The sequence below is a fragment of the Demequina capsici genome, from assembly GCF_032102965.1.
Lineage (GTDB): Bacteria > Actinomycetota > Actinomycetes > Actinomycetales > Demequinaceae > Demequina > Demequina capsici.
The window spans coordinates 374,730-393,552 of record NZ_CP134880.1 but is presented as its reverse complement, the minus strand read 5'-3'; the positions used below and the strand labels follow the sequence as shown (position 1 = coordinate 393,552).

Genomic DNA, 18,823 nt, shown 5'->3' with positions numbered 1-18,823 from the left:
AGAGGCCCCAGGTCAGGAGAGAGCCATGGCAGCACAGGGGAAGGCCGACGACGGGCCGCGGCCGGCATCGAGCACGACGCCGCCGTCGAGCACCGCCGCCAACCCGGAGACGGGACCCGTGCCGACGCTGGCCAGCGGAGCGCCGTCCGTGGGCGCGAGCGTCCGTGACACCATCGTCGGCCTCACCAACCCCGTCGCCGCACGCGGGGTCGGCATCATGCTCGGCGGCTCCGCAGTCCTGCTGGCCCACGACCTCGCCTTCACCGTGCTCCAGATCGTCGTCGCCGTGGCGCTGTTCGGCTCCGCGGCGCTCGACGTCCGCTACGTGTTCTCCGGCCGTCGCCGCTGGGGACGCCAGCGCAACCGCGCGTACGTCATGGTGCGAGCGATCCTCACCCTCGGGTTCCTGGGCCTGATGGGGGCCATCGCGTACCTGACGGATGCGCGGGAAGGGCTGGGGCTCGCGCTCGCAGTCGAGCTCTTCGCGTTCTATGCACTGGCGCGCGCCGTGCTCGTGATCCTGTCGAGCATCCGCCGACGCGCCGAGCACCGCGCGATCAGAGCGGCAGGCGGCGTGATCACAGGGGCGATCGCGGTGCTCGCCATCGTGTCACCGCTCGGCGCTGTGGAAGGCGTGCTGGTTGCGGCCGCCGTCGGATCGCTGGTGCTCGGCGCACTGCTGATCGCGTGGGGGCTCAAGTACGTGGAGAACCCCGATCGCACCACGATCGACCCGTACTCGACGACGGTGGCCGAGGTGCTGTGGGACTGGATCCGGACGTCGGACATCGGCAGGGAGACGCGCGCCGAGCTGGCCGACGGGCTGTACTTCGAGGGTGAGGACCGGCTCTCCAAGCTGGGCGCGTGGTGGGTCATGCTGGTGCTGTCCGTCGCGATCGCCACCTACGCGGTGCTGGCCGACTCGACGGCCGTCGTGATCGGAGCGATGCTCGTGGCGCCGCTGATGGTGCCGATCCTGGGCCTCGCCGGCGCGCTCGTCAACGGCTGGAGCCGCCGCGCGGGACAGTCGGTGCTCATGGTGGGCCTCGGCACGGCGGCCGCGGTGCTCCTGTCCTACGGACTGGCTGCCTGGGCCCCTGTCGCTGTCGGCTTCGACACGAACACCCAGATCGTCTCGCGGGTGAACCCCACGGCGCTCGACATGCTGATCGCCGTCGCGGCCGGTGCCGCGGGCGCGTTCGCCACGGTGAACACGCGCGTGTCGTCCGGCATCGCGGGAGTCGCGATCGCGGTGGCCCTGGTGCCGCCGCTCGCGGTCGTGGGCATCAGCCTGGCGAACGACCGCGTGGGCGAGGCCGCGGGCGCTCTGCTGCTCTTCCTCACGAACTTCGTCGCGATCGTGGTGGCGGCGGCCCTGGTGTTCGTGCTCACCGGCTTCGCACGGCAGAAGGTGCTGCGCCGCAACCCGTGGGGCGTGGTCGCGACCGTCGCACCCTACGTGGCGCTGGGCGCGGTGATCCTGGTGCCGTTGGCCTTCAGCTCGCAGGGAGCGCTGTCGAGCTCCGCGCAGTCGCGCGAGGTGCAGCAGGTGGTGGACGCGTGGCTGGGCGACGGTTCGGATCTGCTGGTCCAGTCGATCACCGTCGACGGATCCGACGTGACGGTCCTGCTGGTCGGCCCGGGTGAGGCGCCCGACGCCGCAGAGCTGCAGACGGCGCTGGTCGACGAGCTGAAGCGCCCGCTCGCGCTGCGCGTGGGCGTCACCCCGGTCGACGTGACGAGCCTGCCCACCGCGACGCCGGAGTCCTGGCGCTCGAACGACGGGTCGTGAGCGCCCGCCGATCGCCCCTCCTCGCAGCTCGGGAGCGCCTGCGCCGGACCCTTCACTTGGTTGTCAAGTCATCGACATCTGGCCGACTACGAGGGACTTCACTGGGCACGAGGTCCCAACCCGCAGGCGTTCCCAGGGGTTAGATTCCGGACAACCTCACCGACGAGCGACGCGACAGCGCCCCGCGGGCCCGCCCGCTCGTCACCGCCGCGATCGCGAACTGAGAAGGAACGACGCCACATGGGCACCTTTGCGCGCAGTGCGATGACCACCGTGTACACCAAGGGCGTCAAGCCCGTCATCTTCAAGATGCACCCCGACAAGGTGCACGACGACATGATCACGCACGGCTCGTGGGCGCAGCGCATCCGCCCCGCCATGGCCGCGGCTGAGGCGCTGCTCAAGCACGACGACCCGGCCCTCGTGACCGAGGCCTACGACCTCACGCTGCGCAACCCGCTGGGCCTCGCCGCCGGGCTCGACAAGAACGTCGCGATCCCCGGCATCCTGCAGATGACCGGATTCGGCCTCCTCACCTTCGGCTCCGTCACCTCTCGCGTGTGCGACGGCAACCCTCGCCCGTGGTTCCACCGCCTCCCCCAGGACGAGTCGCTGGTGGTCCACGTGGGTCTGGCGAACGGCGGAGTGGAGCGCGTCGCCACGCGCCTTGTCGAGCTCCGCGAGCAGGGCAACCCCCGCTACATGGCGCTGCCTTTCAAGATGTCGATCGCCCGCACCAACGACGGCCACACCGGAGACGTCGCCGAGGGCGTGGACGACTACGTGAGGTCGGTTCAGGCGCTCGACGGCCTCAGCGAGCTCATCGAGCTCAACATCTCGTGCCCCAACACGATGGTCGGCGAGGCCTTCACCGGTCCCGAGGCCCTGGACCAGCTGCTCACCGCCGTGGACGACGCGGCGCCCGCCCAGCCCATCGTCCTCAAGATGCCGTCAGACAAGACGTGGGAGCAGTTCCGGGACCTCGTCGACGTCGCGCTCGACCACCGGGTCGCCGGCCTCACGATCTCCAACCTGCGCAAGGACCGCGACTCCGTCACCATGGACCCCGCGATCAAGGGCAACCTGTCAGGCAGGCCCGTCCGCGAGCTCAGCACCGAGATCGTCCGCCGCACCTACCTGCACGCCGGCGACAGGCTCACGATCGCGGGCCTGGGAGGCGTGTTCGACGGCAGCCACGCCTACGACAAGATCTGCGCCGGCGCGACGCTCGTCGAACTCGTGTCAGGTCTCATCTTCCGCGGTCCCGCTGTGGTCGGCACCATCGCCAAGGAGCTCGTCGAGCTCGCGCAGGCCGACGGCTTCGCTCGGGTGCAGGACGCCGTCGGCTCCCGCGCCGACCTCCCGGTCGCGACCGACTGACCTCTCCATCGGCCCGCCCCCGACGCCCCGCCCGCCGGCCCGTCGGCCGTTCGCTGCGTCAACCCGTCACGCCTTCAGCGTCGACTCCGCGGTGCCGTGCCCGCCCGCAGGAGTGGTTACATAGGGCGGTGACCGTGGACCGCACCCGCCTGCTCGAGGGCTTCTCGCTTGAGGTCACCGCGCGCGACGGCTCGCGGCTGGACGACGCCGCGGACGCGCTCCCGCCGGGCACCCGGGTCAACATCACCGCGCTCGGCACCGAGGACCCGACCTCGCGCCTCGCGATGTCCGCGGCGGCGCGCAAGCGCGGGCTCACCCCGGTCATGCACCTCTCCGCACGTCGGATCGCCGACGAGCAGGAGCTTCGCAGCGAGCTGCAGGCGCTCCACGACCAGGGCACGTCATCCCACGTGGTGGTCGTAGGCGGGGACCCTCGCCGACCAGAGGGACCCTACGACTCCGCGCTGTCGGTGCTGCAGACCGGGCTGCTCCCCGCCCACGGCGTGCGGGAGGTGGGCGTCGCGGGGTATCCCGACGGGCACCCCGACATCCCCGAGCCCGCGCTGACGGAGGCGCTCCACGCGAAGCTGGGCATTCTCGCCGCGCAGGGGCTCGAGGCGACGGTCCTCACCCAGTTCTCCTTCGACGTCGACGCCGTGATCACCTGGATCGAGCGGATGCGCGCCACGGGCGTCAGCGTGCCGCTCCGCATCGGCGTTCCCGGGCCGACGTCGGTGAAGCGCCTGCTGGCCTTCGCGCGCAGGTGCGGGGTGGCGACCAGCGCGGGGGTGGCGCGAAAGTACGGCTTCTCATTGGGAAGCCTCCTGACCACGGCGGGGCCGGACGCGTTCGTCGCCGACCTCGAGTCCCGGCTCGATCCCACGGTGCATGGCGATGTCCGCCTTCACCTGTTCGCCTTCGGCGGCCCGGAGGCGACGGCCGAGTGGGCGCTCAATTATCTCAACATTGACTGAGCAATCCTGATCCGTCAGGATGGTTCCTCGTGAGCCCCGACCACGCAGCACCCTCGCCCGCGCCGCACCACGCGGCCGAGGCAACCGCCCACGTCCCCGACCCCGCAGCGCCGGACGCCCGCCCCTCCGACGCTCCCGCAGCCCCCGCCCTCTGGCGACGCGCGCTCGCCGAAGGCCTTGGCACCGCGCTGCTCGTGACCGTCGTGGTCGGCTCCGGCATCATGGCTCAGCAGCTCTCGACCGACATGGGCCTCCAGCTCCTGGAGAACTCGCTCGCCACCTTCTTCGGGCTCACCGTGCTGATCCTGCTGTTCCAGCAGATCTCCGGATCGCACCTCAACCCCGTCGTCACCCTCGTGGAGCGGCTGGTCGGCGGCATGGACCGCACAGGGGACGCCGCCGCATACATCGCCGCCCAGGTGATCGGCGGACTCCTCGGCGCGGTCCTCGCCAACGCGATGTTCGCGCAGCCGACCCGATGGTCCACGACCGACCGAGCGACGCCCGCGCACCTGCTCGCCGAGGTCGTCGCGACCGCGGGACTGCTGCTCGTGATCCTGATGCTGGTGCGCACCGGCCGCGCGGCGCTGGTGGCACCCGCCGTCGGCGCCTACATCGGCGCCGCGTACTGGTTCACCTCGTCTACGTCGTTCGCGAACCCAGCGGTCACGATAGGCCGCATGATCACGGACACCTTCGCAGGCATCGCGCCAGGCTCCGTGCTCCCGTACGTCTGCGCGCAGCTTGTCGGGGCCACGATCGCGGTCGCCCTGGTGAGCGCACTCGCGCCGCGCGGCCGTCAGCGCTGAACCACCGGCCTCTCCCCGTTCCGGTAACGGACATATCGACACGAGTCGGACATCGTGGCACACTGACCTGACGCGCACCCGCGCGCAAGGGAACGGGGCAACGATGAGATTTCGCGCATCCACTCTGGCATTGGCCGGCCTCGCCCCGCTCATGCTCGCGCTGGCGCTGGTGATCGGAGTCACCACCGGTTACGCCGCGACGGGCGGTGGCGACCTCGCACAGTGGCGATGGGGCCTGACCTGGGGCATGCTCGCCGCGGGCGCGATCGCCATGGCCGGCGCGGCATGGGCCTGGGACAGCGAGCCCGACCTTGCGCCCAGGCGGCTCTGGCTCGGATACGGCTGGGCCGCCGCGCTCGGCATGGCGATCTTCGTCTACGTGGTGTCGTACCTGGGCTAGGCGACCGCTCCCTGAGCCGACGGCCATGCTCGGGCGTACCGTGGAATCATGAGCGCCGGTCGTCCGAGGCTGGCCGCGGTGCTTCTCACCGCGACCCTGCTCGCCGCCTGCACGTCTCCGAACCCTGCGCCATCGCCCAGCCCCGGAGTGACCGCGAGCACGGCCGCGTCGCCGAGTGCGCCAGCGCAGACGAGCCCAGAGGCGCCAACGGATTCCACCCCTGCGTGCGAGACGTTCGGAACCTCGGAGAGCAGCGCCTCCGCGTCCGACTGGCCCTCGGACCTCTCCAGCACCATCTGGGGCGTGACCATGCGCGTCGCACGCCACGACTGCTTCGACCGCTGGGTCATGGAGTTCACGGGGTCAGGACCGGCTCCGGGATGGTCGGTGACGCCGTACGGCGCGAGCACCTTCCTGGTGGACCCGTCCGGCGAGCCGCTGTCGCCCCCGCTCGAAGGCACCGCCTCGCTCGACGTCGCCTTCGGCGCCTGGTACGACGGCACCCCGCTCGACCAGTCCGCCTATGCCGGGCCGCTGGTCCTGAGGCCCGGCGACACCACCGAGATCCTCGAGGTCCGACTCATCAGCGGGTTCGAGGGGATCAGCCACGCGGCGATAGGGCTCGCCGAACCGCGGCCGTACAAGGTCGCATGGCTCACCGACCCGGTCCGGCTCGTGATCGACGTCAGCACCGCCTGACGCGCGAAGGCTCAGCGGTCTCGCCGTCGGCCGAACACCGCATGCGTGCCAGGCAGGACCGAGCCCAGCATCAGCACTGTGCCGATCAACGGATCATCCGCATGCAGACGCGAGCCTGCCACCAGCAGGGCGGCGAAGATCATCGCCGACACCACACGCCGACCCGTGCGCTCGACCCTGGTGAGGGCCGTCTCCATCTGCGGCACGGTCACAGCCAGCGACCCCGACTCGACCTTTCCCAGCACCGCGTCCAGACGCTTGGGCATGCGCCACAGGATCCCGGCCGAGTCCCACGCCTGATGCGCATAGTGCCTGATGAACTCGACCGGCTCGCCCCGCAGCAGCCGCTGAGCGTACGGATCCACCGCATCCCACACGTTGAAGGACGGGTCGAGGGCGCTGCACACGCCCGACGTCAACGACCCGGCGCGGATGATCAGCAGGTAGTCCTCGGGCATCTGGAACGGCATCTCGATCATCAGGTCGCTGAACTCGAGCGCGAAGTCGCGCAGGTCGCGCACATCGATGTTCCTGAGATCCGCGAGGCCCATCCCGCCGAAACGAGCGAAGGCCCTGGTCACCGCCCGCTCCAGCTCCGAGCGATCCGCCGTGGGCAGGAGCACGCCCGCATCGTGCATGGCCTCCACCATGCCGCGACCGTCACGCGCCACCGCCGCCAGCACCAGGGCACGCAGGGCGGTACGGAGGCTCGGCGGGACGTCGCCCATCATGCCGAAGTCGACGAACGTGAGCCTCCAGCCCAGACCTCCCTCGCCCTTCGTCGGCGAGACGAAGAGGTTGCCCGGGTGCGGGTCCGCGTGGAAGAAGCTGTGCTCGAACAGCTGGTCCAGCATGACGGACGCGAAGACCGACGCGACCTTGGCGGGATTGATGCTTGCTGCCCGCAAGGCCCCGACGTCGGTGATCTTGATCGCGGAGACGTCCTCGAGGGTGAGGACCCGTCGCGATGTCCGCTCCCACACGACCGCAGGCACACGGACGCGGTCGTCCTCGGCGAACGTCTGCGCGAAATGCTCGCAGTTCTGCGCCTCGTGCAGGTAGTCGATCTCCTCCAGGCTGGCGCGCGCGAACTCCTCGACCAGTCCGGGCATGTCCACGCGCTTCGCGATGACCCGCACCCGCTGCAGCCACCGCGCGACCCTGCGCAGCGCCGCGAGATCGACGGCGACGATCCCCGCGATCCCCGGCCGCTGCACCTTGATCACCACGTCGTCGAAGCCTGCCTGCAGGGCGTCCGTGGGGATGAGCCTCGCGCGGTACGCCTGACCGAGCGACGCGGCCGCCACCGGCGCCTCGTCGACCATCGCGTAGACGTGCTCGAGCGGCAGCCCCAGCTCCGCCTCGGCGAGCTCCCTGATCTGCGCGAACGGCGCCGCGGGAACCTCGTCCTGAAGTCCCTCGAGCTCGTGGGTGATCTCGGGCGGGAGCACGTCCAGACGGGACGACAGGAACTGCCCCAGCTTGATCAGCAGGCCGCCCAGGTCGACCGCGATCACCCGGAAGCGGGCCGCCAGGCGCTGCAGGCGCGCCGTGCGCGTACGCTCCGTGACGGCGCGGAACCCGAGCCTCGGCAGGACGAGCTCGTACCACCCCATCGCCACGAACTGGACGGCAGCGAACCGCAGGATGCGGCGATAGCGGGCGCGGTCAAGGCCTGCGTCGGACATCGAGCCTCCTCGTCCTCCGCCGGCCCGACGGGGTCCCGTCAGTCCTTCGCGAGGATCGAGTAGATCTTACGTCGCGCCTCGTTGAGGACCTCGGCCACCGCTGCCTGCTGCTCCTCGGTGGCGAAGCGTGCCGCCTGCGCGGCAGCCTGCGCGAGATCCACGCCCGCCTTGGGGACAGGGCCCAGGTGGAGCCCCTCCCACGATCCGGTGGACTCCCACGGCACGCTGTCCGCGACGTCGGCAGCCACCTCGCGCCCCTCCTCGGTGAGCGAGTAGATCTTGCGGTCCTGAGCGGTCTCGACGGTCACGAGGCCCTCGTCGGCGAGCATCTGGAGCGTCGGATACACGGAGCCGGGGCTGGGCTTCCAGCGGCCATCCGTCCGCGACTCGATCTCACGGATGATCTGGTAGCCGTGCATCGGCTGCTCGGCCAGGAGTGCGAGCACTGCGGCCCGCACGTCGCCACGGCCCATGCGCGTGCCTACACGCTTGTCGAACTCGGAGCGGATCTGCTGCATCGCGTCCCACATCGCATCTGCGGGGTTGGACGCACCGGAGCCTCCTCGGCTGCCGGGACGGAACGTTGAGCCCATGATGACCTCCTTCGGATGTATCGCCAACGACTGTGAACGATACATCGGTAGTGTCACCCCGATCGCGAGCGGACGCAAGCGGACCCGGCGAGTCAGCCTTCTCGCCGGGTCCGTCGATGCCTTACAGGTAGCGCCTGCGGATCGCGAGCGCCGTCACACCGCCGGAGGCGAACAGCGCGCCCAGGGCCAGCGGCCACCAGATGTCAGCACCGGTGGAGGCTAGCGGCCCCTCCGACAGCACCTGCGTCTTGACGGTGGCGACGTTCACCACCTTGCACGCGACCTGCTGCTTGTCGACGGGGATGAACGTCACCGTGTTGTCCGCGGTGTCGAGATCCGTCACACCGTCGCAGACCATGATGGTGCTGTAGCCCGTGACGGCCACCTCGCTCACCGTGTAGGTCTCACCGGGCACCAGCTGGGTCCACTTGATCGGGTCGGCGGTCGAGCTGCCGGTGCCGGTCACCGTCTGCGTGCCCACCGGCAGCGCGTCGGGGCTGAGCGCGAAGGTGAAGGACCACGGCGTGCCGTCAGGAACACCCACCACGGTCTTGGTGACGCTCACACTCGCGGACCCCTCGCCTTCCACCTGCGTGTCTTGCTCCTTGACGTTGACCACCCGGCAGACGATTTGCTCGCCGAAGCCGGCCGTGAAGGTCACCGAGCCGTTGTCCAGCACTCCGTCCTGGTCCTCGACTCCGTCGCAGACCATCGCGGTGTTGTAGCCGTCCACCGCGGTCTCGCTCACGGTGTACGTCTGCCCCGGGACCAGCCCCGTCCACTCGATCGGATCGGCCGTCATGCTCCCCGCGCCGGCGACCGTCTGCGTGCCGAGCGGCATCGCATCCGGGCTGAGCGAGAAGTCGAACGACCACTCCACCCCGTCGTCGACCCCGACCACGGTCTTCTGGAGGCTGAGGCTCGACGACTCGGCAACGTTGGTCGCCTCGCACGTGAGGTGCTCGCCGAGGCCCGCCACGAAGGTGACGGTCGCTGCCGAGCCGTCGAGGTTCCCGACCCCTGCGCAGATGAGGGATTGCGCGAAGTCGGAGCTCGCATCCTCGGTCATGGTGTAGGTCTCACCAGGAACCAGGTCGGACCACGTGAGGGTCGCCGAGCTGTTGCCGACGCCCGAGGCGGTCTGGGTGCCACCACCCGTGGCCGCAGGATCCAGCGTGAACCCGAACGACCATCCGTAGTCGTCCATCACGCCGGACACCGTCTTGGTGAGCGTCAGGTCGGCCGGCATCGCCGTGTTCGTGGCGGCGCAGGTGATGGACTGGTCCAGCCCGGCCACGAACGTCACCGCATTGTCGGCCGCGTTGGAGTCCTCGACGCCCGTGCACTGCAGATCCGTCGTGTAGCCGGCGACCGGGGTCTCCGCCACCGTGTAGGTCTGACCCGGGATCAGCATGGACCACATGGTCGGGCCCTCGGTGGTGCTGCCCGCACCGGACAGGGTGTGCGTGGCAGAGTCATCCGGATCGGGAGTCACGACGAAGTCGAAGGACCAGTCGAAACCGTCCGCGACGCCCTCGACCGTCTTGCTCAGATCCAGGGTCGACGCGATCGCCGTGTTCGTGGCGGCGCAGGTGATGGACTGGTCCAGCCCGGCCACGAACGTCACCGTGCTGTCCACCTCGTCGGTGTCGGTCACACCCGTGCACTGCAGATCCGTGGTGTAGCCGGCGACAGGAGTCTCGCTCACCGTGTACTCCATGCCCGGAACCAGATGCGACCACAAGATCGGAGCCGACGTGGTGCTGCCGGAACCTGTGATGGTCTGGGTCCCCGACTCATCCGGGTCGGGCGACACGGTGAAGTCGAACGACCAGTCGAACCCGGTCGCCACCCCCACCACGGTCTTCGTCAGGTCCAGGGTCGACGCGATCGCCGTGTTCGTGGCGGCGCAGGTGATGGACTGGTCCAGCCCGGCCACGAACGTCACCGTGCTGTCCACCTCGTCGGTGTCGGTCACACCCGTGCACTGCAGATCCGTCGTGTAGCCGGGGACCGGGGTCTCCGCCACCACGTAGGTCTGGCCCGGGGTCAGCATCGTCCACGATGTCGCCGCCGAGGTGCCGCTGCCTGCGCCCGTGATCGTGTGAGTGCTCGAGCCGTCAGGATCAGGCGACACCGTGAAGTCGAACGACCAGTCGAACCCGGTCGCCACCCCCACCACGGTCTTCGTCAGGTCCAGCGTCGACGGGATCGCCGTGTTCGTGGCGGTGCAGCTGATCTGCTGGTTGTAGCCGGCGGTGAAGACCACCGCGTCGCCCGCCGGATCCGAATCATCCACGCCGGTGCACACGATGTCCGTGGTGTAGCCGGGAACCGCTGTCTCCATCAGCGTGTAGACGGTGCCCGGGATCAGGTTCGTCCACTCCACCGGGTCGGACTCGACGCCGCCCATGCCGGAGATGGTCCTCTGCACCGCCCCGTTGCCGTCATCGGTCAGCAGCCCGAAGGTGAAGCTCCACGGGAAGTCGGCGGCCACTCCGTCGACCTGCTTGGTGAGCGACACGGTCGTCGGCTTCGCCTCGTTGGTGGCGGAGCAGGTGATCGACTGGCCGAACCCCGCGACGAAGGTCACCGACGTGTCGACCTTGTCCAGGTCGGTGACACCGGTGCAGGAGACGTGCTGCACGTAGTTGTCATCGACGGCCTCCGACAGCACGTACTGCGTGCCGGGGACCAGGTTCGTCCAGGTCTTGACGTCAGAGGAGTTGCCGGTGCCGGACAGCGTCTGCACGCCACCGCCTCCTGCCGAGGGCGCGAGCGTGAAGTCGAACGACCAGTCCGAACCGCCGCTCACGCCTCGCACCTCCTTGGTCAGCTCCAGCGTGGACGCCTGGCCCACGTTGGTCGCCGTGCAGGTGATGTGCTGGTCGAAGTCCGCGACGAACCTCACCGTGGTCGTGCTCAGCGAGATGTCGGTCGCACCGTCGCAGGAGAGGTTCTGCGTGTAGCCGGTCGCCGCGCTCTCCGAGATCGTGTACGTCTGACCCGGCACCAGCTTGGACCAGGTCAGCTGGAAGCTGGTCGGGCCAGAGCCGGTCTCGGTCTGAGCGCCGACGCCATCGGCCGCCGGGTCCAGCGTGAAGGTGAACGACCAGGCCTGGCCGGCCGCGATGCCGGACACCGACTTGTTGAGCGTCAGGTCGGCAGGCTTCGCCGCGTTGTCCGCCTCGCAGACGATGTTCTCGTCGAACCCTGCCTCGAACGTCACGCCCAGGTCGTCAAGGACCAGATCCGTGACAGGCGTGTCGTGGTCACCGTCGTAGTAGCAGGCCAGCGACTGCGTGTAGTCGCCGTCCGCCTGCTCCGTGATCGTGTAGACGCCGCCGGGGAGCAGGTCGCTCCAGGTCAGGTCCTTCGACACGTCACCGGTGCCCGACGCGGTCTTCGTGACGCCCGCGCCACCGTTCGGGGTGAGCGTGAAGTCGAAGCTCCAGCCCATGTCGCCTGCGACGCCGGTCACCGTCTTCGTGACCGTGAGGTTCGACTTCTGAGCCGTGTTGGTCACGGTGCACGTGATGTCGGAGCCCGCCACGACGTCGACCTGGTAGCCCGCGGTGTTGGCATCGGCATCGCTCAGCGCGGTGTTGCCGTCGTAGCACATCCAGGTGACGTCGAAGCCGTCGGCCCCGGTCTCGGAGAGCGTGTACGTCTTGCCGGGCGTGAGGTCCTTCCACATCAGCTGCTTGGAGGCGTCGGACACGTCGCCGGTGCCGGAGAGGGACTGCGTGTCCGGCCCGTAGCCGTCAGCCGCGAGGGCGAAGTCGAAGCTCCACGGGTAGCCGGAGGCGACCCCGGAGACGTGCTTGGTCAACGTGATCTGGCCGAGCTTCGTGTTGGTCGCCAGGCAGGTGACCGTCTGACCTGCGGCGATGCCGAAGTCACCCGGGCTGCCCGACACAGGATTGCCTTGGTCGTCCGTGCAGGCGATCTGGTCGAGGCGCCAGCCGGCCTGCGGTTCCTCGGAGACCGAGAAGCCGCTGGCAGCCCCGTCGACGAGGCCCGAGAGCGTGCCGCCGGAAGCGGTGCCGTCGCTCTTCGTGGTCGTGAGGGACGGGTCCTGGACCAGGCCCGCGATGGTGCCGCCGAACACGAACGTGCCGGTGCCACCCTGGGTCGCCTTCTCGACGACCAGCTGGCCCTTCTGCACGTTCGTGAAGGTGCAGACGATCAGACCCTCACCTGCGGGCGTCACCGTCACGGTGCCCGCCCGGAGATTGACGTCGCCGGTGGCGGTCTTGCCGTCGGGGCCCACGCACTGCAGGCTGGTGAGGTTCCACGGGAGGCCGTCGCTCGGGACGGTGTCCTCGCTGATGGTCACGGGTTCACCGACGGTCGACGGGATCGTCACCGCGTCGCCGAGCTTGAACGTGTACGGGTCGTCGCCGATGGTGAAGCCGAACTCCGCGTTCGGGTCGCCCGAGCCGGCCTTCACGATCTCGATCCCGCTGAAGCTGTTGTGGATCGTGCACTCCGTCGTCTTCACGCTGACGCCCGGCACATTCGAGGTGACGAGCGCCTGCGCCCCCGCCTGGACACCGCCCTTGGAACGGTCGTACAGCGTGACCGTCTTGTCAGGCGCACCGCTCGTGAAGATGTCGGAGTACGTGCACATGACCGTGTCGAGCGTCCAGCCCGGATCGAGGCTGCCCGTCTCGTTCACCAGGTAGTCGATCCCGGAGACGACGTCGGTCCAGGTGGTGCTCTGGCCCACCGTCAGAGTGCCGTCCTGGGTGGCCTGCCCCGGGTAGACGTTGCCGCCGCCGGCCCGACTGATCTCGTAGCCGAACTGCGTGGTGGTGTCCGTGACGTTGGCCGTCTTGGTCACCTTGATGTCGGCACAGTTGGAGACGGGCAGCGTGTCACCCTTCACGAGGTCCCAGATGCGGGAGCCCTTCGAGTACCCGGACACGGTGGCCGCCTGACCACCCACGTCGAGCGAGTAGCACTGCCCTGCGGTGCCATGGGTCTGCTTCGTCAGCCACGCTTGCAGAGACGTGAGGTTGACCCCGGCCTCGCTGAACGTCTGCCCCGGCGCCATGTCGACGATGCCGGCAGGCACCGTGCCGATGTCGCTCCACTCGTGGTTCGCCTTGTCGTACTGGAGGAACTCGGCCGTCGGCCCCTTGTTGCCCGCAGGGTTGAAGTCGAAGACCAGCAGGAAGTCCCCGTCGCCCCCCGTGCTCGGCACGAGGTTGTCGCCGTTGTTGATGAAGAGCGTCGCGATCATCGACCCGCTCGTGTCGCTGCATCGTTCGTAGTTGGCGTACACGATGTCGTCGACGCCACCCGTGACGGTGTTCTGCACCTTCTGCGTGGCCACCGCGACGCTGGCCAGGTCGCTCTTCTCAGGCCCCACCTTCGAGTCGATCGATGGCCAGATCGGCCCGTCGGCGAGCTTGGTTCCGCCCTGCGGGTCGCCGATGTCATCGGTGACCCCGTCAGGGTTCGGGCACGTGTCCGGATGGTACGTGTAGCCGTTGTACACACCGCTCGAGTCGACGACAGGGGCGCCCCCCGCCGCGGCCAAGGTGGCCCAGTCGACGCCGCCCTTGTCGGCACCGGTGTTGCCGTCGAGCTCGAAGCTCGTCGACGGGACGAGGCTGTTGACCGGCGTGACCGGGTAGGCCGCCGCCGCTGGCGCCGCCACCGCGCCGACGCCCACCGTCGCTGCGAGGAGCGCGGTGATCGTCGCGGCGGCTGGTCCTCGCCTCCGGCGTGGCATCATCCTGCGGCTCCGGCGCATGCCGATGAAGCTCGAAGTGGGGTTGCTGCTTCCCATGGCGGTCATGATCATCACTCCCTCAGCGGAGCGCCTCCCCCGGCACCCCATCGTGCGTACGACCTGTTTCGCACGCTACGCCCGCCGTGTGATATACGCCACACTTGAAGCACGGGTCAGAGTGTTTTGTCCCGATTTCTGCTAGATTTCCGCGGTGTTATCGGCGGAGAATCGCACTTCCGCACGGGTCTCGGGCGAGGCGCTCACGCGCGACACGCCCGGGCGGCGCGCGGTGCGGAAGCCCTAGCGGACCCCGCGACCTGGCATCGCGACCAGGCCGCCATGGTCGCCATGGACCTCCAGCCCCGCCGCCTCGCCGGTGTCCTCGAAGAGCACACGACCGTCGGACCCCCGCAGCTCCACGTGGACACGCGCGTCGAGGGTCTCCTCCACCCGGCGATGCATGCTCGTGCGCACCGGCGCGTGAAGCAGTCCGCCCCGACGACGCTCGGCACGAAGGCGCAGCACCGCACCGGAGCGAGCGCGCATGGTCCACCTGACCTCGACGTCGTCGATCTCGAGCGACGCGGTGCGTGCGCCCGTGTAGGTGGCGAACCGGTGCAGATCGCCATCACCCTCACCGGGCATGCGCAGCCCGACGATGAACCCGCGGAAGCGGGTGCGACCCCACGGTATGGCTGCGATCGACGCGGACAGGCTCACGCCCGGCACCGAGAAGTGGTTGGTCTGCATCCACACGTAGGCCGACGGGAACGCCCTGCCCCAATCCTTCTCCAGGTAGCCGCGCCCTCCGTCGAAGCTCAGCTCGCGGTCGCCGAGCGTCAGCGTGCCCTCCAAGGCATGCCCGAAGGACACGAGCCCGTGATAGCACTCCATCACCGGCACCCACGCGTAGCGGCCCATGACTCCCGGCGACGTCAGCGTGACAGGCCACGGATCCAGGGGCGTGGTGAAACGGACGTCGCCGCGCAGCCTCGACTCGGCCAGGTCCACCGCGATCCCGCGCGCGCCGAACGTGTTCGGGCCCACCCGCACATCGAAATCCCTGGAGTCCGCAGAGAACGCCGACGTGGCGAAGACCTCGTACCAGGAGTCGCCCGTGGTGCCGTCGAGCACCTGCACGAACGCCTCATCAGGGCCGCCGTCCGCACCCTTGAAGATGCCGGGGATGACGGCGATTCGCGCGCTGCGGTCAGCGGACACGAGCTTGACGTACCAGCCCTCGAAGAAGCCCGCGTCTCCTTGGTAGGCGCCGTGGTAGCCGTCCGGGTGAAGGGTCGCGGCGAACGTGCGGAACGTGCGCGTCAGCGACTGCGACACGGCGACGAGCGGGGACTCCGGTGCCATGGTTCACAGTAGCCCGAGCGCACATTCCGACCGTCAGGACCCGCCAGGGCGCCTGCGACCGCGAGCGTCGTCGTCGAACGACTCCGCATCCACCTCCGCCGACTGCTGCGCGGCGTAGCGCGGCCCGGACACGGTGGCGGTGTCGATCAGCTCGCCGGCTCGGGCGAGCACCGCGAGGTCGACGGTCATGTGCAGCGCAGCCATGTCCTCGCGCAGGTGAGCGATGTTCGTCGTCCCTGGTATCGCCGTGACATGAGAGCCACGCGAGAGCACCCACGCGAGAGCGAGCTGCGCGGGCGTGCACCCCGCTTCTGCCGCGAGCGCGCGCCACGCGGGCAGCAGCGCCGCGTTCGCGGGCCAGTGGTCGGGCTGGAAGCGTGGCATCGGACGACGGATGTCCTGCGGCGCGAGCGCGTCGGGGTCGGCGATCGCATCGGCCAGGAAGCCGCGGGCCACCGGGGAGAACGCGACGAGCGCGACACCGGCCTCGCGGGTCGCGTCGACCATGCCGAGCTCGGGGTTGCGGCTCCACAGCGAGTACTCGTTCTGGACGGCGGCGATGGGCGCCACCTCCAGCGCCTCGCGAAGCCGGACCACCGAGACCTCGGACAGGCCGATCGCACCGATCTTGCCGGCATCGACCGCCTCCGCGAGCGCGCCGACGCTCTCCCCGATCGGCACGTTCCGGTCCCAGCGGTGCAGGTAGTACAGGTCGATACGCTCGACCTCGAGCCGCGTCAGCGAGGCGTCGACCTGCGCGCGCAGGGTCTCGGGCCGCCCGTCGATGGTGCGCACGCCGTCGACCATCGCCATGCCGCCCTTGGAGGCGAGCACCACCTGGTCGCGGCGGCCCTTGAGGGCGCGACCCACGAGCTCCTCGTTGCGCCCGCCGCCGTAGAGCGTGGCGGTGTCGAGCAGCCGCACGCCGGCGTCGAGAGCCTCTCGGAGCATCCGCTCACCCTGCTCCGGAGGAGGCGCGACGCCGTAGGCGTGGCTGAGCGACATGCAGCCGAGACCGATCCGCGGCAGCGTCATCGCGGAAGACGTCACGCGAGCTGCTCCTCCAGCTCGCCGAGCACCCGGTAGCAGTCGAACACCTGGGCCACGGAGGACTGAGGCTCGCGGCCCTCGCGGATCGCCGCGAGAAACTCGCGGTCCTGCAGCTCGATGCCGTTCATGCTCACCGCGACATGCGAGACGTCGATGGGCTGCTCGTTGCCATCCACCAGGTCGTCGTACCGGGCGATGTAGGTGCCGGTGTCGCCGATGTAGCGGAAGAACGTGCCGAACGGACCCTCGTTGTTGAACGACAGGGACAGGGTGCAGATCGCGCCCGACTCCGCCTTGAGCTGGACCGACATGTCCATGGCGATGCCCAGCGCAGGGTGGATCGGGCCCTGGATGGCGTTGGCCTGGACGATGCGGCCCGCCTGGTGGGCGAACAGGTCCACCGTGTGCGCGGCGTGATGCCACAGCAGGTGGTCCGTCCACGAGCGCGGCTCGCCCTTGGCGTTCGTGTTCGTGCGTCGGAAGAAGTACGTCTGCACGTCCATCTGCTGGACGCCGAGCTCGCCGGCGGCGATCCGCTGGTGCACCCACTGGTGCGATGGGTTGAACCGACGCGTGTGTCCCACCATCGACACCAGGTCGGATGCCTCGGCGACGGCGAGCGCCGCCTGGGCATCGGCGAAGGAGTCCGCCAGCGGGATCTCCACCTGCACGTGCTTGCCTGCCTCGAGCGCCGCCTGCAGCTGGCTCGCGTGGAGTCCGGTGGGGGTCGCGAGGATGACGGCATCGACATCGTCCCTGGTCAGGACCTCCTCGAGGCCGACGACGGCCGCCGGCACCCCGTACTTGTCGGCCACCGCCTGCGTCGGCTCGGGTCTGGTGCCGCTGACCACCGTGACCTCGGCGTCGGGGATGTTCATGAGGCCGTCGAGATGCTTGCGTCCGAAGGCGCCTGCAGCGCCGACGACGGCGATCCGTGTCCTGTCGCTCGTCACGCGTGCACCACCTCCTGCGCGGGATCGTTCGCCTGCGCGCCCTCAGTCTGCCCCGCCGCCACGGCCTGGGCGTCGCCGGGGCGGACCGGGTTGCTCAGCACCAGGTGACCGACCGCCGTGTTGGAGGCGGGCACGTGATAGAAGCGGTGGTCCACCGTCGGCGCGCCGCCCTCGAACTGGTCGTCCATCGCTCCGCGGGCGATCAGCCAGTCCACCAGCTCGATGCCCTCGGACCCGGCCTCGTCCACGTACTCCATGTGCGGCCACTCCGTCAGCCCCAGCGGGTCGGCGATGAGGTGGTCCAGGAACGCGTTGTCCCATTCCTCGTTGATCAGGCCGGCGCGCGGACCCTGGAGCTGGTGGCTCATGCCGCCGGTGCCCCAGATCTGCACGTTCAGCGGCTCGCCGTCCCACTTGTCCAGCGCGCGGCGGATCGCCTTGCCCAGCTCGTAGCAGCGACGACCCGACGGCACCGGGTACTGCACCACGTTGACGGGCAGCGGGATGATCTTGCACGGCCACTCGTCCACGTCGCCGAACACGAGCGACAGCGGCACGGTGAGCCCGTGGTCGACGACCATCTCGTTGACCAGGGTGAGGTCGAAGTCGTCCTGGATCACGGACTGCGCGATATGCGCGGCGAGCTCCGGGTGGCCGTGCACATCCGGCACGGGGCGCGGCCCGTAGCCCTCGTCGGCGACCGGATAGTACGCACCCGTGCCCAGCACGAACGTCGGGATGATGTTCGAGTCGAACGCGGTGGCGTGGTCGTTGTAGACCAGGATGATCACGTCGGGCGTGTTCTCCTTGGCCCATCGGCGGGTCCACTCGTAGCCGGCGAACATCTTCTTCCAGTACGGCTCCTCGGTCTTGCCCATGTCCATCGCGGCGCCGATCGCGGGCACGTGTGAGGTGAACAGGGCCGAGGTGTAGACGGCCGGGGCGTCCGGTCGCATCGTCGTGGCCTTCTCGTTCGACGGGGGCTCCCAGCCGTCCAGGTCCTTGAGGCGCACGCCCTCGGGCCGACGGCCGCCGCCGACCATCATGTCGCGGTACGCGGCCTCGCTCATGCCCGTCATGGAGCCGGCCATCTGCTGGAAGCTCATGCCGTGCGTGGCGCCGATCTTGGACAGGAAGTAGATGTTGCCGCCCTCGGCCATCATCGCGTTGAGGTCCAGGTCGAGCACGGCCTGCCTCTGCGCGGGCGTCAGCGGCCACTCGTCCACGTAGGCGGCGCGGTCGGCCAGGTAGCGCTCACGGTTCTCCGGCTTCATCAACGACATGGAGAACTGGTTGAGGTGGTAGCCCTTCCGGGCCTGCTCGGCATCGAAGATGATCGTGCCGGGGATGTTCTTGTAGGGCTTGTCGAGAACCATG

At 69.4% G+C, this 18,823-nt stretch carries 14 protein-coding genes; 6 read left to right on the top strand and 8 right to left on the bottom strand.

What is annotated here, in order from left to right:
* Nucleotides 1–25: 25 nt before the first annotated feature.
* The 5 genes from RN607_RS01950 (at nt 26) to RN607_RS01930 (ending at nt 5,355) form a co-directional block, all read left to right on the top strand.
* On the top strand, nt 26–1,792 hold the full coding sequence (locus RN607_RS01950) for a DUF389 domain-containing protein (protein WP_313499321.1): 1,767 nt from the start codon (nt 26–28) through the stop codon (nt 1,790–1,792).
* Between the two features lie 240 nt (nt 1,793–2,032).
* A complete protein-coding gene (gene pyrD / locus RN607_RS01945; RefSeq protein WP_313499319.1) occupies nt 2,033–3,172 on the top strand; it encodes a dihydroorotate dehydrogenase (quinone) in 1,140 nt (379 codons plus the stop codon).
* Nucleotides 3,173–3,306: 134 nt separating this feature from the next.
* Nucleotides 3,307–4,146 carry a methylenetetrahydrofolate reductase gene (locus RN607_RS01940; protein WP_313543957.1) on the top strand — a complete coding sequence of 280 codons (840 nt, stop codon included), beginning with the start codon at nt 3,307–3,309 and terminating at the stop codon, nt 4,144–4,146.
* A 188-nt stretch (nt 4,147–4,334) separates the two neighbouring features.
* Complete coding sequence (locus RN607_RS01935) at nt 4,335–4,955, top strand: aquaporin (RefSeq protein WP_313501794.1); 621 nt, start codon at nt 4,335–4,337, stop codon at nt 4,953–4,955.
* Nucleotides 4,956–5,058: 103 nt separating this feature from the next.
* Complete coding sequence (locus tag RN607_RS01930; protein ID WP_313499314.1) at nt 5,059–5,355, top strand: hypothetical protein; 297 nt, start codon at nt 5,059–5,061, stop codon at nt 5,353–5,355.
* Here the strand turns inward: RN607_RS01930 and RN607_RS01925 are convergent.
* Nucleotides 5,352–5,666: a hypothetical protein gene (locus RN607_RS01925; RefSeq protein ID WP_313499307.1), complete on the bottom strand. Its 315-nt coding sequence runs from the start codon at nt 5,664–5,666 to the stop codon at nt 5,352–5,354. The genes RN607_RS01930 and RN607_RS01925 overlap by 4 nt on opposite strands.
* On the opposite strand from RN607_RS01925, the gene RN607_RS01920 reads away from it, so the two are divergent.
* Nucleotides 5,665–6,054: an AMIN-like domain-containing (lipo)protein gene (locus tag RN607_RS01920; RefSeq protein ID WP_446682044.1), complete on the top strand. Its 390-nt coding sequence runs from the start codon at nt 5,665–5,667 to the stop codon at nt 6,052–6,054. The genes RN607_RS01925 and RN607_RS01920 overlap by 2 nt on opposite strands.
* Nucleotides 6,055–6,065: 11 nt before the next feature.
* Here RN607_RS01920 and RN607_RS01915 read toward each other — a convergent pair whose 3' ends face one another.
* The 7 genes from RN607_RS01915 to RN607_RS01885 form a co-directional block, all read right to left on the bottom strand.
* Nucleotides 6,066–7,742, bottom strand: a complete 1,677-nt coding sequence (locus tag RN607_RS01915; protein WP_313543953.1) for an ABC1 kinase family protein — start codon at nt 7,740–7,742, stop codon at nt 6,066–6,068.
* Nucleotides 7,743–7,780: 38 nt separating this feature from the next.
* On the bottom strand, nt 7,781–8,335 hold the full coding sequence (locus RN607_RS01910) for a PadR family transcriptional regulator (protein WP_313499298.1): 555 nt from the start codon (nt 8,333–8,335) through the stop codon (nt 7,781–7,783).
* 121 nt (nt 8,336–8,456) lie between these two features.
* Complete coding sequence (locus tag RN607_RS01905) at nt 8,457–14,135, bottom strand: prealbumin-like fold domain-containing protein (RefSeq protein WP_313543951.1); 5,679 nt, start codon at nt 14,133–14,135, stop codon at nt 8,457–8,459.
* 243 nt (nt 14,136–14,378) lie between these two features.
* On the bottom strand, nt 14,379–15,443 hold the full coding sequence (locus RN607_RS01900) for a tocopherol cyclase family protein (RefSeq protein ID WP_313543949.1): 1,065 nt from the start codon (nt 15,441–15,443) through the stop codon (nt 14,379–14,381).
* Nucleotides 15,444–15,476: 33 nt separating this feature from the next.
* Nucleotides 15,477–16,493, bottom strand: coding sequence for an aldo/keto reductase (locus RN607_RS01895; RefSeq protein WP_313499289.1), 1,017 nt, complete (start codon nt 16,491–16,493; stop codon nt 15,477–15,479).
* A complete protein-coding gene (locus RN607_RS01890; protein WP_313499286.1) occupies nt 16,490–17,446 on the bottom strand; it encodes a Gfo/Idh/MocA family oxidoreductase in 957 nt (318 codons plus the stop codon). The genes RN607_RS01895 and RN607_RS01890 overlap by 4 nt, the downstream gene beginning before the upstream one ends.
* On the bottom strand, nt 17,443–18,822 hold the full coding sequence (locus RN607_RS01885) for a protocatechuate 4,5-dioxygenase subunit alpha/beta (RefSeq protein ID WP_313499283.1): 1,380 nt from the start codon (nt 18,820–18,822) through the stop codon (nt 17,443–17,445). The genes RN607_RS01890 and RN607_RS01885 overlap by 4 nt, the downstream gene beginning before the upstream one ends.
* Between the last annotated feature and the right edge of the window lies 1 nt (nt 18,823).

Coding starts and splice junctions, on each gene's coding strand:
- RN607_RS01950 (WP_313499321.1), top strand. CDS start 26: ATGGCAGCACAGGGGAAGGCCGACGACGGGCCGCGGCCGGCATCGAGC.
- pyrD (WP_313499319.1), top strand. CDS start 2,033: ATGGGCACCTTTGCGCGCAGTGCGATGACCACCGTGTACACCAAGGGC.
- RN607_RS01930 (WP_313499314.1), top strand. CDS start 5,059: ATGAGATTTCGCGCATCCACTCTGGCATTGGCCGGCCTCGCCCCGCTC.
- RN607_RS01920 (WP_446682044.1), top strand. CDS start 5,665: ATGCGCGTCGCACGCCACGACTGCTTCGACCGCTGGGTCATGGAGTTC.
- RN607_RS01925 (WP_313499307.1), bottom strand. CDS start 5,666: ATGGTCACGCCCCAGATGGTGCTGGAGAGGTCCGAGGGCCAGTCGGAC.
- RN607_RS01915 (WP_313543953.1), bottom strand. CDS start 7,742: ATGTCCGACGCAGGCCTTGACCGCGCCCGCTATCGCCGCATCCTGCGG.
- RN607_RS01910 (WP_313499298.1), bottom strand. CDS start 8,335: ATGGGCTCAACGTTCCGTCCCGGCAGCCGAGGAGGCTCCGGTGCGTCC.
- RN607_RS01905 (WP_313543951.1), bottom strand. CDS start 14,135: ATGGGAAGCAGCAACCCCACTTCGAGCTTCATCGGCATGCGCCGGAGC.
- RN607_RS01900 (WP_313543949.1), bottom strand. CDS start 15,443: ATGGCACCGGAGTCCCCGCTCGTCGCCGTGTCGCAGTCGCTGACGCGC.
- RN607_RS01885 (WP_313499283.1), bottom strand. CDS start 18,822: ATGGTTCTCGACAAGCCCTACAAGAACATCCCCGGCACGATCATCTTC.